12 protein-coding genes are annotated in these 14,533 nt (G+C 70.1%); 5 read left to right on the forward strand and 7 right to left on the reverse strand.

The genetic code is table 11. The annotated features are described in order from the left end of the window. Positions 1-7: 7 nt before the first annotated feature. Positions 8-502, reverse strand: coding sequence for an SRPBCC family protein (locus tag EAH86_RS02845; RefSeq protein ID WP_140737078.1), 495 nt, complete (start codon positions 500-502; stop codon positions 8-10). After that, complete coding sequence (locus EAH86_RS02850; RefSeq protein WP_140737079.1) at positions 499-879, reverse strand: ArsR/SmtB family transcription factor; 381 nt, start codon at positions 877-879, stop codon at positions 499-501. Before EAH86_RS02850 ends, EAH86_RS02845 begins: the two co-directional genes overlap by 4 nt. A 100-nt stretch (positions 880-979) precedes the next feature. Between EAH86_RS02850 and EAH86_RS02855 the strand changes: the two genes are divergently transcribed. Then, positions 980-1,537, forward strand: a complete 558-nt coding sequence (locus EAH86_RS02855) for a nitroreductase family deazaflavin-dependent oxidoreductase (RefSeq protein WP_206665707.1) — start codon at positions 980-982, stop codon at positions 1,535-1,537. Here EAH86_RS02855 and fabG read toward each other — a convergent pair. Beyond that, positions 1,510-2,265 (reverse strand): 3-oxoacyl-ACP reductase FabG, encoded by a 756-nt coding sequence (fabG, locus tag EAH86_RS02860; RefSeq protein WP_140737080.1) that lies wholly within the window; start codon positions 2,263-2,265, stop codon positions 1,510-1,512. The two genes, EAH86_RS02855 and fabG, sit on opposite strands and share 28 nt — an antisense overlap. A 265-nt stretch (positions 2,266-2,530) precedes the next feature. On the opposite strand from fabG, the gene glgX reads away from it, so the two are divergent. From glgX to treZ, 3 genes are read left to right on the forward strand one after another with little or no spacing between them, the layout of a single operon-like run. Next, the gene (glgX, locus tag EAH86_RS02865) at positions 2,531-4,696 is read left to right on the forward strand and encodes a glycogen debranching protein GlgX (RefSeq protein WP_140737081.1); all 2,166 of its coding nucleotides are present in this window, start codon (positions 2,531-2,533) and stop codon (positions 4,694-4,696) included. Then, a complete protein-coding gene (gene treY, locus EAH86_RS02870; RefSeq protein ID WP_338325221.1) occupies positions 4,693-7,200 on the forward strand; it encodes a malto-oligosyltrehalose synthase in 2,508 nt (835 codons plus the stop codon). Before glgX ends, treY begins: the two co-directional genes overlap by 4 nt. After that, positions 7,197-9,071 carry a malto-oligosyltrehalose trehalohydrolase gene (gene treZ, locus EAH86_RS02875; protein ID WP_140737082.1) on the forward strand — a complete coding sequence of 625 codons (1,875 nt, stop codon included), beginning with the start codon at positions 7,197-7,199 and terminating at the stop codon, positions 9,069-9,071. The genes treY and treZ overlap by 4 nt, the downstream gene beginning before the upstream one ends. Here the strand turns inward: treZ and EAH86_RS02880 are convergent. The 3 genes from EAH86_RS02880 to EAH86_RS02890 are packed head-to-tail and all read right to left on the reverse strand — an operon-like array spanning position 9,050 to position 11,382. Next, positions 9,050-9,517 (reverse strand): GNAT family N-acetyltransferase, encoded by a 468-nt coding sequence (locus EAH86_RS02880; RefSeq protein ID WP_241668150.1) that lies wholly within the window; start codon positions 9,515-9,517, stop codon positions 9,050-9,052. The two genes, treZ and EAH86_RS02880, sit on opposite strands and share 22 nt — an antisense overlap. 3 nt (positions 9,518-9,520) lie before the next feature. Next, the gene (locus EAH86_RS02885; protein WP_140737083.1) at positions 9,521-10,468 is read right to left on the reverse strand and encodes an acyl-CoA thioesterase; all 948 of its coding nucleotides are present in this window, start codon (positions 10,466-10,468) and stop codon (positions 9,521-9,523) included. After that, positions 10,465-11,382 carry a LysR family transcriptional regulator gene (locus tag EAH86_RS02890; protein WP_140737084.1) on the reverse strand — a complete coding sequence of 306 codons (918 nt, stop codon included), beginning with the start codon at positions 11,380-11,382 and terminating at the stop codon, positions 10,465-10,467. Before EAH86_RS02890 ends, EAH86_RS02885 begins: the two co-directional genes overlap by 4 nt. An 82-nt stretch (positions 11,383-11,464) precedes the next feature. Between EAH86_RS02890 and EAH86_RS02895 the strand changes: the two genes are divergently transcribed. Beyond that, positions 11,465-12,442 carry a DMT family transporter gene (locus EAH86_RS02895; RefSeq protein ID WP_140737085.1) on the forward strand — a complete coding sequence of 326 codons (978 nt, stop codon included), beginning with the start codon at positions 11,465-11,467 and terminating at the stop codon, positions 12,440-12,442. Here EAH86_RS02895 and EAH86_RS02900 read toward each other — a convergent pair. After that, positions 12,425-13,876, reverse strand: coding sequence for a PLP-dependent aminotransferase family protein (locus EAH86_RS02900; protein WP_140737086.1), 1,452 nt, complete (start codon positions 13,874-13,876; stop codon positions 12,425-12,427). The genes EAH86_RS02895 and EAH86_RS02900 overlap by 18 nt on opposite strands. Positions 13,877-14,533 lie beyond the last annotated feature (657 nt).

The following is a 14,533-nucleotide window of genomic DNA, read 5'->3' on the forward strand; positions in this document are numbered from 1 at the left end:
AGCCGGCTCAGGCTGCGAGGTCCTGGGCGACCTTCTCGAGGGCGTCGTAGGAGTCGTTCATGCCGGACTCCATGCCAGACGCGAGCACCATCTGGACCGTCTCAGGCGAGTCGTAGGTGATCACGGCCCGCATAGTGGTGAAGCCGTCCTGCTCGGTGAACGTCGACTCGATGACCGACTCGGGGCTCTGGATGTTGTCGAAGATCTCGGTGTGCACCATCCGGCTGGGCGGGTCCAGCTCGCGGTACTCGCCCGAGAACGACACCTCGTCGCCCGCGGAGTTGGTCTGCGCGAAGTGCCACTTGCCGCCGACGCGCAGGTCGACCTCGCAGATCGTGACCTCGCCATGGCCGGCACCCCACCACTGACGGATGTGCTCGGGCTGGGTCATCGCCTCGTAGACGAGGGCGGCTGGGGCGGTGAAGGTCCGGGTGATGACCAGCTCGCTGCCTTCGTGGGTGAGGGTGGCGCGCTGGTTGGTCTCGGCTGCTGCGTTGCTCATGACTTCTTCTCCTGTTCAGCGGTGGGAATGTCGGTCCGCCGGACGGGGAGTGCGGCCCCCTGGAGGCGGGTGAGGTAGGCGTCGAGGTGGTCGAGGTTGGCCTCCCAGTGGCGGCGGTACTCCTCGAGCCACGACGTCGCGCTCTGCAGTGGCGTGGCGGTGATCCGGCAGTTGCGCCGCTGCCCGTCACGGTCCTTGGCGACCAGCCCGGCCCGCTCCAGCACAGACAGGTGCTTGGAGATGGCCGGCAGGGTCATGGCGAACGGCTCCGCGAGCTCACCGACCGTGGCGTCGCCCCCGGCGAGACGCTCGAGGATCGCGCGTCGGGTGGGGTCGGCCAGGGCGGCGAACGTGGCGCTGAGCGGGTCGTGGTCCATTGTCCTTAACCGATCGGTTTATTAACTACATCGGAAACTATCAACCCGGGTCAGCCCCGCTGTCAAGGGGTATGCCGCGTGGGCGGCGTAGCGTGGCGCGGTGCCCGATGCGCGTCGTCCCGATCGAGCGGCCCCACGCAGCCAGAGCCTGGCGCCGTGGCTGCGAGCTTCCTTCGGCGCGCCGAATGCGTTGTACGCCAACGGGTTTGGTTGGCTGCTGGGGCGGCGGTTCCTCCGGCTGTCGCACACGGGGCGGCGCAGTGGACGGACCTTCCACGTCGTCCTCGAGGTGGTGCGCTACGACCGGACCACCGGCGAGGCGACCGTGATCTCCGGCTTCGGTGAGACGGCCGACTGGCTGCGCAACCTGCGTGCCGGTGGTCGCGTCGAGGTGGACTTCGGCCGCGGACCGAGCCCCGCGGCATACCGGGTCCTGGGGCTGGACGAGGCGGAGGCGACCTATGCCGCCTACGAGCGGCGCAACCTGCTCATCGCGCCACTGGTGCGGTGGACCCTGACGGCCCTGCTGGGTTGGACCTACGACGGCAGCCGGGCGGCTCGGCGCCGGATGGTCGCCGAGCTCCCCCTGGTAGCGCTGCGGCTGGCGGCACACCGGACGGCTCGACCGCCTCAGTCGAGTGGGCCACCCGCCACATAGATGACCTGGCCGGAGACGAAGCCGGCGTCCTCGGAGCAGAGGAATCCGATGGTGGCGGCGATGTCCTCGGGCTGGCCGACCCGCTGCACCGGGATCGCCGCGGCCGAGTGGGCGATGAAGTCCTCGAACGAGACTCCGAGCCGCTCAGCCGTCATCTTGGTCATCTCGGTCTGGATGAACCCGGGAGCCACCGCGTTCGCGGTCACACTGAACTTGCCCAGCTCGATCGCCAGGGTCTTGGTGAAGCCCTGCAGTCCGGCCTTGGCAGCCGAGTAGTTGACCTGGCCCCGGTTGCCCTGGGCGGAGCTGGAGGAGAGGTTGACGATGCGCCCGAACTTCTCCTTGGTCATGAAGCCCTGGACGGCGCGCGTCATCAGGAAGGACCCGCGCAGGTGCACGTTGATCACGGCGTCCCAGTCGTCCTCGGTCATCTTGAACAGCAGGTTGTCGCGGGTGATGCCCGCGTTGTTGACCAGGATCGTGGGGGCTCCGAGCTCGTCGGCGACGCGCTGCACGGCGGCTTCGACCTGCGCCGCATCGGCCACGTCGACCCCCACTGCGAGGGCCCGTCCACCGGCGTCGGTGATGGCAGAAACCGTGTCTGCACAAGCTGACTCGTCGAGGTCGAGCACCGCAACGGCATGTCCGGCGGCGGCGAGTCGCTTGGCGGTGGCAGCGCCGATGCCGCGGGCGGCTCCGGTGACGATCGCGGTGCGCGGGGTGCTCATGAGGACTCCTGGGGGTTGGCTGGGGGTGGGCTGGGGATGGGCTCAGGTGCGGTGGGGCGGTCCAGGAGGCCGAGCGGGGACCCGGCTGGTGGACAGATCTGGGGAAGGTGTGCAGGTCAGTGTACTAAGCGTGCGCTTACCCGTGGGGTGGGCGGTGGCGTGAAAAGGTCGTGGGCTCGGGCACAATGAGAGGCGCTCGGGGCCGCTGAAGTCCTCCCGCGCCGCAGCTGGCCCCAGCCCCGGCACCACACGACGAAGGCGATACATGGAAATCTGGCCCGGCAAGTCCTACCCGCTCGGCGCCACCTACGACGGCACAGGCGTGAACTTCGCGCTGTTCTCCGAGGTGGCCAACAAGGTCGAGCTCTGCCTCATCGACGACGAGGGCGCCGAGACCCGCGTCGAGCTCCCCGAGGTGGACGGCTTCGTGTGGCACGCCTACCTGCCCGGCGTCCAGCCCGGACAGCGCTACGGCTACCGGGTTCACGGCCCGTACGACCCCGCGAACGGTCACCGCTGCAACCCCCAGAAGCTGCTGCTCGACCCCTACGCCAAGGCGATCGACGGGCAGCCGGACGGCGACCAGTCGCTGTTCTCCTACGACTTCGACTCGCCCAGCGAGGACCCGTCCAGGGCCAATGTCGAGGACAGCCTCGGTCACACCATGATGGGCGTGGTCATCAACCCCTTCTTCGACTGGGGCCAGGACCGCCTGCCGCGCCACGAGTACCACAACACGGTCATCTACGAAGCCCACGTGAAGGGACTCACCGAGACCCACCCCGACATCCCGGAGGAGATCCGCGGCACCTACGCCGGCATCGCCCACCCGGTGATCATCGAGCACCTCAAGGGCCTCGGCATCACCGCCATCGAGCTCATGCCGGTGCACCAGTTCGTCAACGACTTCACCCTGCGCGACAAGGGGCTGTCCAACTACTGGGGCTACAACACGATCGGGTTCCTCGCGCCGCACAACGGCTACGCGGCATACGGCACCCGCGGTGAGCAGGTGGCCGAGTTCAAGGGCATGGTCAAGGCGCTCCACGAGGCCGGCATCGAGGTCATCCTCGACGTGGTCTACAACCACACCGCCGAGGGCAACCAGCTCGGCCCGACCATCTGCTTCCGCGGCATCGACAACGCCGCCTACTACCGGCTCGTCGACGACGACAAGGCGCACTACTACGACACCACCGGCACCGGCAACAGCCTGCTGATGCGGAACCCGCACGTCCTGCAGCTGATCATGGACTCGCTGCGCTACTGGGTGACCGAGATGCACGTGGACGGGTTCCGGTTCGACCTCGCGGCGACCCTGGCGCGCCAGTTCCACGAGGTCGACAAGCTGTCGGCGTTCTTCGACCTCGTCCAGCAGGACCCCGTGGTCAGCCAGGTCAAGCTGATCGCGGAGCCGTGGGACGTCGGCGACGGTGGCTACCAGGTCGGCAACTTCCCGCCGCTGTGGACCGAGTGGAACGGCAAGTACCGCGACACCGTCCGCGACTTCTGGCGCGGCGACAGCGCGACTCTCGGCGAGTTCGCCTCACGCCTCACCGGTTCCAGCGACCTGTACGAGCACAGTGGCCGCAAACCCATCGCGTCGATCAACTTCGTCACCGCCCACGACGGCTTCACGCTGCGGGACCTGGTGTCCTACAACGAGAAGCACAACGACGCCAACGGCGAGGACGGCAACGACGGCGAGAACCACAACCGCTCCTGGAACTGCGGCGTCGAAGGTCCTTCGAAGGACAAGAGGGTCAACGCACTGCGACTGCGCCAGCAGCGAAACATGCTCGCGACCCTCCTGCTCTCGCAGGGAGTCCCCATGCTCCTGCACGGTGACGAGCTCGGGCGCTCCCAGGGCGGCAACAACAACGGCTACTGCCAGGACAACGAGATCTCGTGGATCGACTGGAAGCTCGACCAGGACCAGCTCGACCTCATCGCGTTCACCCAGAAGCTCGTCGAGCTGCGTCGGGACCACCCGGTCTTCCGTCGCCGCCGGTTCTTCGCCGGGTCGGCTGACCACGGTGGCGAGAGCGCGGTGGGTGACATCGCCTGGTTCGAGCCCGGTGGCAACCACATGGACGAGGACTCCTGGGCCAACGGGTACGCCCGGTCGTTGATGGTGTTCCTCAACGGCCAGAGCATCCCTGAGCCCGACACCCGCGGTCAGCAGACGCTCGACGACCACTTCCTGGTCATCTTCAACGGCCACCACGACGTCCTGCCGTTCGTCCTGCCCGGCAAGGAGTACGGCGAACGCTGGGTCACCGAGCTCGACACGTTCGCGCAGGAGGTCGAGGCCCGGGAGTACAAGCCCGATGCCAAGGTGAAGGCGCACGGTCGCAGCGTCATCGTCCTGCGCTGCCCGCGCCCGCTCCCGTCAGGCTCGCCCGCTGGAGCGGCCGCCGCCCGCCGATGAACGAGATGCAGACAGGTATGCCGAGTGGTGCAGCGCCGCACCGTCCGGGCCCCGGGCGGGTGGTGCCGTCCTCGACGTACCGGTTGCAGGTCCAGCCCGCCTTCACCTTCGACGATGCGGCTCAGCAGGCGGACTACCTTGCGGCACTGGGGGTTTCGCACGCCTACTTGTCGCCGATCCTTGCGCCGACGCCGGGGTCGGCGCACGGTTACGACGTGGTGAGCCACGAGTTCCTCAACGAGGAGGCCGGCGGGTCGGCGGGCTTCGACCGGCTGACCACGGCGCTTCGCGGTGTCGGGCTCGGCACGGTGGTCGACGTGGTGCCCAACCACATGACCACCCCGACGCCCGCCTCGCTCAACCATCCGTGGTGGTTCCTGCTGCGTGACGGTCGCGAGTCCGACCACGCCCACTGGTTCGACGTCGACTGGGAGGCCGAGGAGGGCCGCGTGCTCGTCCCGGTCCTGGGGCAGTCCTTGGAGTCGGTGATCGCTGACGGTGAGCTGTCGGTGGAGGCTGGCGGAGGCCCGCACGGCAACGAGACCGTGCTGCGCTACTTCGACCACGCGTTTCCCGTGCGGCGCGGTACCGAGTCCTTGGATCTGCCGGATCTCGTTGCGGCCCAGCACTATCGGCTCTGCGACTGGCACGAGGGTGGTAGCCGCCTCAACTACCGCCGCTTCTTCGACGTGACGACGCTGGCCGCCGTGCGGGTCGAGGACAACGACGTCTTCGACCACACCCACCGGCTGCTGCTCGAGGAGTTCCTGGCCGGCACCGTCGACGGGTTCCGGATCGACCACCCCGACGGGTTGGCCGACCCCGGTGGCTATCTCTCCCGTCTGGCCGACGCGACCGGGGACGCCTGGGTGGTGGCCGAGAAGATCCTCGAGGGTCACGAGCAGCTGCCGGCGGACTGGCGCTGCGCGGGGACCACGGGCTACGACACCCTGCTGCGGGTGCAGCAGGTCTTCGTCGACCCGGCGGGCGAGACGCCCTTGACCGACCTCCTCACCGAGCTGGTGGGGGAGCGGCAGGACCTCGATGACATGGTCCTGACCGCCAAGCAGCAGGTCGTGGCGCAGGTTCAGCTGGCCGAGGTCAACCGGCTGATGCGGCTCATCGGCCGCGTCCTCGTCGGCGAGGACCAGGACGCCCTCCGGCGAGGGCTCGAGGCGCTGCTCGTCTCGATGGACCGCTATCGGGCCTACCTGGTCCCCGGTGCTGAGGCCGAGCCGGAGCAGCTTGCCGTGCTCGCGCACGCCGAGGCCCGGGCGGCTCAGCTGGTCTCGGAAGAGGACCGGGACGCCTTGGCCCTGGTGGCGCAGCTGGCGTCCGGAGGACACCTGCCGGGCGCCCAGATCGACACCCGCGGCGCCCAGCGCGAGTTCGTCGTCCGGTTCCAGCAGACCTGCGGCCCCGTCATGGCCAAGGGCATCGAGGACACCGCCTTCTACCGCTACGCCCGCCTCACCGGTCTCAACGAGGTCGGCGGCGACCCAGGCCGGGTCGGTCTGGCACCCGACGAGCTGCACTCCTTTGCGGCCCGACAGCTGGCCACCTGGCCGACCACCATGACCACCCTGGCCACCCATGACACCAAGCGCTCCGAGGACGTCCGCGCGCGCCTCTCGGTGATCGCGGAGCGTCCGGCCGAGTGGGCGAATTGGGTCCACACAGCGCGCGAGCTGGGGGCGCCCCATCGCGGCTCGCGGCTCGACCCTGCCACCGAGTACCTCCTGTGGCAGACCGCGGTCGGCACCTGGCCGATCAGCACCGAGCGGCTGCAGGGCTATGCCACCAAGGCGATCCGCGAGGCCAAGGAACACACCACGTGGACCGAGCAGGACACGGTCTACGAAGCGGACGTGGCCGCGTTCGCCGAGGCCCTGACCACCGAGCCCGCGCTCGGCGACCATGTGGCGCAGTGGGTCGACCTGACCGCACCAGCGGCCCGCGCCGTCACGCTCGGGCAGAAGCTGCTCCAGCTGGTCCTGCCCGGGGTCCCGGACGTCTACCAGGGCACCGAGCTCGTCGACCTCTCGCTCGTCGACCCCGACAACCGTCGTCCCGTCGACTACTCGGTACGCCGGGACCGGCTGGCACACCTCGACGCCGGCGAGGGCCTGCGTGACCTCGACGACGAGAAGCTGCTCGTGACCTCACGCGCGTTGCGCCTGCGACGAGACCACCCCGAGTGGTTCATCGGCGAGCACGCCACGTATGCCGCCGTCCCTACCTCGAGCGAGCACGCCGTGGCCGTCGGTCGTGGCGACGCCGAGGGGATTCAGGTGGTGGCGGTCGCGACCCGGCTCGACGACCGGCTGCGCGCCGACGGAGGCTGGGGCGCCGCGGGCGTCGCACTGCCGGAAGGAGACTGGGTGGACCTGCTCACCGGGGCCGCCCTCACCCGACCGGCTGACGGCGAGGTCGAGCTCGCCGTGCTGCTGCGCGCCCTTCCGGTTGCCCTGCTCGTGCGACATGAAAGCCTTGAGCCGCGATGAACACGGCTGACACTGACCCGAGACTCCTGCCCGGACCGGAGCTCACCGTCTGGGCTCCCCACGCCCACGGCGTGGAGGTCGAGTGGTCCCTCGACGACGACGCCGCCCAGCGCTCCGCCATGGAGGCCAAGGGCGACGGCTGGTGGCGCTGGCAGGCTCCGTCGCTGCCCGAGTCGGGGCCGGCGGCATACCCGTGCCTGGACTATGGGTTCCGCCTCGACGACGGTCCGGTGACCCCGGACCCGCGCTCCGCGTGGCAGCCGCACGGCGTGCACGGCGAGAGCCGCTTCTTCGATGCGACGGCGCACACCTGGCGGGACGCCACCTGGGCGGGGCCCCAGCAGGGGGAGGGCGTACTGGGTGGCGTGGTCTACGAGCTGCACGTCGGGACATTCACGCCCGAGGGCACCCTCGACGCCGCGCAGCGGCGGTTGCAGCACCTGGTCGACCTCGGTGTCGACGTGGTCGAGCTGATGCCGGTCGCGGCGTGGCCGGGACGCTGGAACTGGGGCTATGACGGCGTCGGGCCGTGGGCGGTCGATGACGAGTACGACGGCCCGGCAGCCCTTCAGCGGTTCGTCGACGCGTGCCACCGGCTGGGGCTGGGCGTCTGTCTCGACATGGTCTACAACCACCTCGGCCCGGTGGGGAACTACCTGTCCAGGTTCGGGCCCTACTTCTCCGACGACCACCAGACTCCCTGGGGTCCTGGGCTCAACCTCGACGGCCAGGGCAGCCTGCACGTGCGGCGCTGGATCATCGACAACGCGCTGCGGTGGTTCGGCGACTTCCACGTGGATGCCCTGCGACTCGATGCCGTGCAAGAGCTGCAGGACGACTCCGCCCAGCACGTGCTCGCCCAGCTCGCAGACGAGGTCGCGGTGCTCAGCGCTCGGCTCGGCCGACCCCTGGACCTGATCGCGGAGAGCGACCTCAACGACCCACGGACGATCACGTCCACCGCCGAGGGCGGTCTCGGTATGGACGCCCAGTGGGACGACGACGTGCACCACGCTCTGCACGTCGCCCTGACCGGTGAAACCCAGGGCTACTACGCCGATTTCGCCGGGCACTGCCCGGCGATGCCGGACGCCGGACCCCTGGCGGTCCTGGCCAAGACCATGACCAGGGCGTTCCTGCACGACGGCTCCTGGTCGAGCTTCCGCGGCGCGAACTGGGGTGTGCCGGTCGACCCTGCACGCGTGGACGGGCGTCGGTTCCTGGGCTACCTGCAGACGCATGACCAGGTCGGCAACCGGGCCGTGGGTGACCGCATCTCCGCCGTTGTCACTCCCGGACGGCAGGCGATCGGCGCCGCCCTCTACCTCACCGGGCCGTTCACCCCGATGGTCTTCATGGGGGAGGAGTGGGCGGCGACGACGCCGTTCCAGTTCTTCACCGACTTCGACGACCCCGCGATGAAGCAGGCCGTGACCGAGGGTCGGCGACGCGAGTTCGAGGCGCACGGCTGGGCCGCCGAGGACGTTCCGGACCCGCAGGACGAGCAGACCTTCCGCCGCTCCCAGCTGGACTGGGCCGAGCTGCACGAGGACGACAACGCGCGGATGCTGGCGTGGTACCGCGACCTGATCTCGCTGCGGCGCAAGGAGTACGACCTCAACAACGGACGGCTCGACACAGTCGGGGTGGACTTCGACGAAGGTGACGGGTGGTTCGTCGTGCGCCGCGGCACCTTCCGCATCGTCCTGAACCTGGCCGCTTCGCGGTGGACGGTGCCCCTCGATGACGCGCCGGAGAGGGTCGTGCTGGCCTGGGAGCCGGAGCAGACGCGGCTGCGCGGCGCCGGCGTGCACTTGCCGCCCTTCACGGCGGCGGTCGTCCGGATGGGTCAGTCGACGCCGAGGTTGTAGGTCACCAGGTCGGTCTCCACAGCGAGCCGGTCGTAGGCCTTGCGGGCTCGTTCGTTGGATGCGCGGGTGATCCACCGGACCTGGCTCCAGCCGCGTTCGCGCGAGCGGGCCTGTAATGCGGCCAGCAGGGCGTCGACGACTCCGGTGCCACGGTGCTCCGGGGCGACGAACAGGTCGTCAAGGAAGCACGCGGTGCTGCCTTGCAGCGGCCTCACGAACGGCCGGTAATGAGCGATACCAACGGGTTCAGCGTCGACTGCGGGCCTCGCGACGATGGCCGCGAGCTCGTGCGCTGGGTCCATCAGCCATCCCCAGACCACGGCAGAGACCTCCTCGGGGCGGGTGGACTCGTAGAAGTCGAGATAGCCGCGGTGCAACCGTGCCCACGCGGGGTGGTCGGCCTCGCGAAGGTCGTCCACCACCCACTGCGCAGGGTCGCGGGGCACGGCTCAGGACTCCTTGACCCGGACCATGCCCTCTTGCGCCACCGTGGCGACGAGGGTGCCGTCGGCGGCGAACATCCGCCCGGTACCCAGGCCCCGTCCACCGGATGCCGAGGGGGACTCCTGGCTGTAGAGGATCCATTCGTCGGCGTGCACGGGCCGGTGGAACCACATGGCGTGGTCGAGGCTGGCGGGCCGGAGCCGCGGGTCGGTCCAGGTCAGCCCGTGCCGGCGGATGACGGGTTCCAGCAGCGTGTAGTCGGAGGCGTAGGCGAGGACGGCGGCGTGGACGAGCGGGTCGTCGGGCAGCTTGCCGATCGCCTTCATCCAGACACTCTGGTGAGAGCTGAGCTCCGGGCCGGCGGCGATGAAGAGGTTGTTCTCGACGTGCCGCTGCTCGATGGGTCGCTTCAGCAGGTGACGCGCACCCGGGTGGTCGATCCCACCGAACTCGTCAGCCAGCGACCGCAGCTCGTCGGGGCCCGGGACCTCGGGCATCGGGTCCTGGTGGTCCAGACCGCCCGACGCCTCCTGGAACGAGGTGATCATCGACAGGATCGGCAGGCCGTGCTGGATCGCGTGGACCCGCCTGGTCGAGAACGAGTTGCCGTCGCGCATCCGCTCCACCGCGAAGCGGATCGGCATGGTGTCGTCGCCGGGACGCATGAAGTAGCCGTGCAGCGAGTGGATCCGTCGAGGACCGTCACCGTCGTCGACGTCCTGCATCGTGCGGCCCGCGGCCATCACGCACTGGGCGAGCACCTGACCCCCGAAGACGCGCCCATGGGGCATCTTCTGGCTGCGCCCGAGGAAGACCGTGGCGCCCGACTCGCCGAAGTCGGCACGGTCCCCGACCCCTTCGACGGTGATCCGGGCGGTGCCCAGCTCCTCGAGGTCGAGGGTGTCGAGCAGGTCGGCCAGCGGATCGAACTCGGGGGCGTTCTCGTCGGTCACGCACCGACCCTAGCGGGAGCGCTCACCCGCTCACGCAGCAGATCGACGGCCCGCCTGGCCGCCGGGTGGTGCTCCACCGAAGCCTTGACCGCGACGTACACGTGTCGCACCGGGGTGGGGGAGACGAGGGGGATGGCGACGACGCCCACGGGCAGCTGGGCCGTGCCGAGGCTCGGAAGCACGGTGACCCCAACCCCTGCGGCCACGAACGAGATCGCGGTCGGGTAGTCGTGCGTCTCGATCCGGAAGTCCGGCGTGAACCCGGCCTCGGTGCATGCGTCGAGGATGACTTGTCGGCAGAAGCCACGGTTGAAGTCGTTGTCGACCCAGCGCTCGGGAGCGAGCTCGCCCAGGGCCACGTGGGGTTCGCCGGCCAGCGGGTGGTCCACCCGGACCACCACGACGTAGGGGTCGTCGAGCAGGTGGTGCACTGTGGACTGACCGTTGCCGGCGGACTCGCGCAGGTGCTCAGCGGCGCCGCCGACGAAGATCTCGATGTCCGGGTCGGGGTGCTCGTCGCCGAGCAGCTCGATCAACCGCAGGTCGAGACGCAGGTCGGGGAACTCCTGCATCAGTCCCGCGACGACAGGGGGGATCCAGGCCGCCCCGGCCGAGGCGAAGTAGCTGATCGACAACCGCCCCACCCGGCCGGCCCGCAGGTCACCGACCACGCCCTCGATCCCGCTGAGCGACTCGAGCACCCGACCTGCCTCGTCGGCGAGGGTCCGCCCAGCGGCCGTCGGCTCGATGCCGCGGCCCTTGCGTTCGATCAGCAGCAGCCCGGTCTCGCGCTGGAGGGTGGCGAGGTGCTGGCTCACGGCGGAGGGGGTGTAGCCGAGCGTGGTGGCGGCTGCGCCCACCGACCCGGTGGCGACGACGGTGCGCAGGACGCGGAGGCGGTGGACATCGAGCATGCCGCGACTGTACAGCGCTACTTAAGAGAAGTGAAGGAATCGTCGCTTGTGCTGATGTGTCGTCGGCCGTGACGATGGGTGCGTGACCACCCTGACCAGCCCCGTCCTCGAGCCGTGCGACCAGCCCACCGGCTCGCAGACCACCAACCTGCCGTCGATCACGCGATCCGATGGCACCGCGACCAGGGCAGTGCTGGCGGCGGGCGTCACCATCGTCCTGTGGGCGTCCGCCTTCGTCGTGATCCGCAGCAGCGGAGCTCACCTGTCGCCGGGGCCGATGGCCTTGGCCAGGGTCGCCGTGGCCACCCTGGTGCTCACGCCGTTCGTGCTCCGCGGATCGGCTCGCCGGGCGGGACCGCTTCTCCCGCGGGGCCGGGCGATCCTGCCGGTCGTCGGCTACGGCGCCCTGTGGTTCGCCGGCTACAACGTCGCGCTCAACGCCGCAGAGCGGCACGTCGACGCCGGTACGGCAGCCCTGCTGGTCAACATCGCACCGGTGCTGATCGCCATCGGTGGCGGGCTCTTCCTGCGGGAGGGCTTTTCGCGCCCGCTGTTCCTCGGGTGCGCGGTCGCCTTCGGTGGCATCGCCCTGATGGCCACGGGGTCGACCGGCGAGCGCGACATCCTCGGCATCGCCCTCGCCTTGGTCGCGGCAGTCCTCTACGCCTCGTCGGTGATCATGCAAAAGGTCACCCTCCGCAGCATCGACGCGCTGCGTGCGACCTGGCTCGGCTGCGTGGTCGGCACCGTCGTGACGTTGCCGTTCGCCGGCGAGCTCGTGCGCGAAGCTCAAGGTGCGCCGCTCTCGGCACTGCTCGGCGCGGCATACCTCGGCGCCTTTCCCACCGCCGTCGCCTTCACGACGTGGGCCTACGCACTGCGCCGTATGCCGGCTGGTCGCCTCGGTCCGTTGGGTTACCTCGTGACGGTGCTCTCGGTGCTGATGTCGTGGGCGTTCCTGTCCGAGGTGCCGACGGTGCCCGCCCTGGTGGGTGGCGGGATCTGCCTGGTGGGCGTGGTCTTCAGCCGGTGGCGTCCGCGCTCACGCGACGAGGGGTGAGCGGCCGTGCCGCGACGGACGGGCGGACTGCGCATCGGCCCAGGCCAGGGCGAGGCGCTCGACGGCTTCGTCCACCACCTCGGAGGCGTGCCCGGTGAAGGGCAGTCGCAGGAACCGCTCCATGCCACCCTCGACGGCGAACTGTGCACCGGGGGCCAGCACCACACCGCGGTGGTCTGCCGCCGCGCACAGCGGCGTGGACAGCGCGTCGGGCAGCTCGACCCACAGGCACAGGCCACCCTCCGGCATCCGAAAACGCCACTGTGGCAGGCGATTTCGCAGCGCATCGACGAGCGCGTCGCGAGTGGCGACGATCGCGGCCCGGCGCTCGTCGACGATCTGCGCGCGGTGTCCGAGCAGGTCGGTCAGCGCCAGCTGTTCGAGGACGGGCGCACCGAGGTCGAGGGTCAGCCGCGCGCTGACCAGGGCGGGCATCAGCTCGCGTGGTGCCCGGATCCAGCCGACGCGCAGGCCTCCCCAGAACGACTTGCTCGCCCCGCCGAGGGTGACCGTGCGCGGGTGGTGGGCTGCGAGCGGCCGCGGCATGACCAGGTCGGGGTCGTGGGCCAGGTCGACCAGCGTCTCGTCGACGATGCCGACCGTGTGGGTTCCGGCCAGCGCGTGGCCCAGGGCGGCTCGCTGGGTGTCCGGCATGAGGGCGCCGGTGGGGTTGTGGAAGTCGGGGATGAGGTAGGCCGCGCGAGGAGCGGTCTGGCGCAGTGCCGCATCGGCCGCCCCGATGTCCCAGCCGTCGCGGTCGAGAGGGAGCGCCACGGGCCTGGCGCCGGAGCGGCGCAGCGTGTCGATGGCGTTGGGGTAGGTCGGGCTCTCCAGCAGGACCCGGTCACCGTGGGAGAGCAGGGCTCGCGCGGTCACCGCGAGGCCGGCCAGGGCCCCGCTGGTCACCATGATCTGGTCGGGCGTCGTCGCGAGGCCCCGCTCGGTGAAGCGGTCGGCGAGCGCCGCACGCAGGCTGGTCAGGCCGAGCGGGTGGTAGCCGGTGCCGGCGAGGTAGCGGGGGAGCTCCAGCATCGCGCGCTCGTAGGCCGCGACCGTCCCGGCAGGGGCACTCATGGAGGCACAGGTCAGGTCGATCACGTCGCCATCGAACTGGTCCGACGCGGGTTGCAGGGCGGTGCCCTGACGGCGGTCCGGCTCATCGCCCGGGAGTGCGGCCACGCTGCCCGAGCCCTGCCGGGAGGCGAGGTAGCCGCGGTCGCGCAGCTCGGCATACGCCCTCGTCACGGTGGTGCGGCTGACCCCCAGGGCGTTGGTGAGGTCACGCTCGCTGGGCAGTCGGGTGCCCGCCGGCAGCCGCCCGTCGGCGACGAGCAGGCGGACCGCGTCGGCCAGCCCGCGGTAGGCGGGCGTCGTCTCAAGGGCTGCTCCCAGCATGGGGACCAACCGGGATGCGGAGATGCTTCGAACCACCATGCAGACCACTTTTGCACGATTGGATATGGAAGAACAGACCAATGAAGGCCAATCTTGGCATCATGACCCGCACCAACCTCGCCCCGATGACCCCGCTTCAGCAGCTGCGCGCCGGACGGACCACCCGCCGGCTGGCCCAGCTCGCCGTGGGGCTGACGCTCTACGGGGTCTCGATGGGCATGATGGTGCGCTCGGGTCTCGGGCTCGACCCGTGGGATGTCTTCCACTACGGGATCGCCCAGCACCTGCCGGTCAGCTTCGGCACCGTGACGATCATCGTCGGGGCGGCGGTGCTGTTGCTCTGGATCCCGCTGCGGCAGTGGCCCGGCCTCGGCACGGTGGCCAACGTGATCGTGATCGGCCTGGCCACCGACGCCACGCTCGCCCTGCTCGAGGCACCGGACCTGATCGCGGCCCGGGTCGGCCTCCTGCTCGGAGGGATCGTGCTCAACGGCCTCGCTGGCGCGCTCTACATCGGCAGCCAGTTCGGACCGGGACCTCGCGACGGCCTGATGACCGGTCTGGTGCGACGCACGGGCGGCAGCTTCCGCCTGGTCCGCACCAGCATCGAGATCACGGTGCTGGCCGTGGGCTGGCTGATGGGCGGCGTCGTCGGGCTCGGCACGGTGCTGTATGCCGTGCTGATCGGCCCGGTCG

Origin of the sequence: Pedococcus bigeumensis (genome assembly GCF_006438965.1) — a bacterium.
Classification (GTDB): domain Bacteria; phylum Actinomycetota; class Actinomycetes; order Actinomycetales; family Dermatophilaceae; genus Pedococcus; species Pedococcus bigeumensis_A.

Excerpts from the sequence above, each read along its gene's own strand:
- EAH86_RS02845 (WP_140737078.1), bottom strand. The coding sequence starts at position 502 with ATGAGCAACGCAGCAGCCGAGACCAACCAGCGCGCCACCCTCACCCAC.
- EAH86_RS02850 (WP_140737079.1), bottom strand. The coding sequence starts at position 879 with ATGGACCACGACCCGCTCAGCGCCACGTTCGCCGCCCTGGCCGACCCC.
- fabG (WP_140737080.1), bottom strand. The coding sequence starts at position 2,265 with ATGAGCACCCCGCGCACCGCGATCGTCACCGGAGCCGCCCGCGGCATC.
- EAH86_RS02890 (WP_140737084.1), bottom strand. The coding sequence starts at position 11,382 with ATGCTCGATGTCCACCGCCTCCGCGTCCTGCGCACCGTCGTCGCCACC.
- treZ (WP_140737082.1), top strand. The coding sequence starts at position 7,197 with ATGAACACGGCTGACACTGACCCGAGACTCCTGCCCGGACCGGAGCTC.
- treY (WP_338325221.1), top strand. The coding sequence starts at position 4,693 with ATGAACGAGATGCAGACAGGTATGCCGAGTGGTGCAGCGCCGCACCGT.
- glgX (WP_140737081.1), top strand. The coding sequence starts at position 2,531 with ATGGAAATCTGGCCCGGCAAGTCCTACCCGCTCGGCGCCACCTACGAC.
- EAH86_RS02900 (WP_140737086.1), bottom strand. The coding sequence starts at position 13,876 with ATGGTGGTTCGAAGCATCTCCGCATCCCGGTTGGTCCCCATGCTGGGA.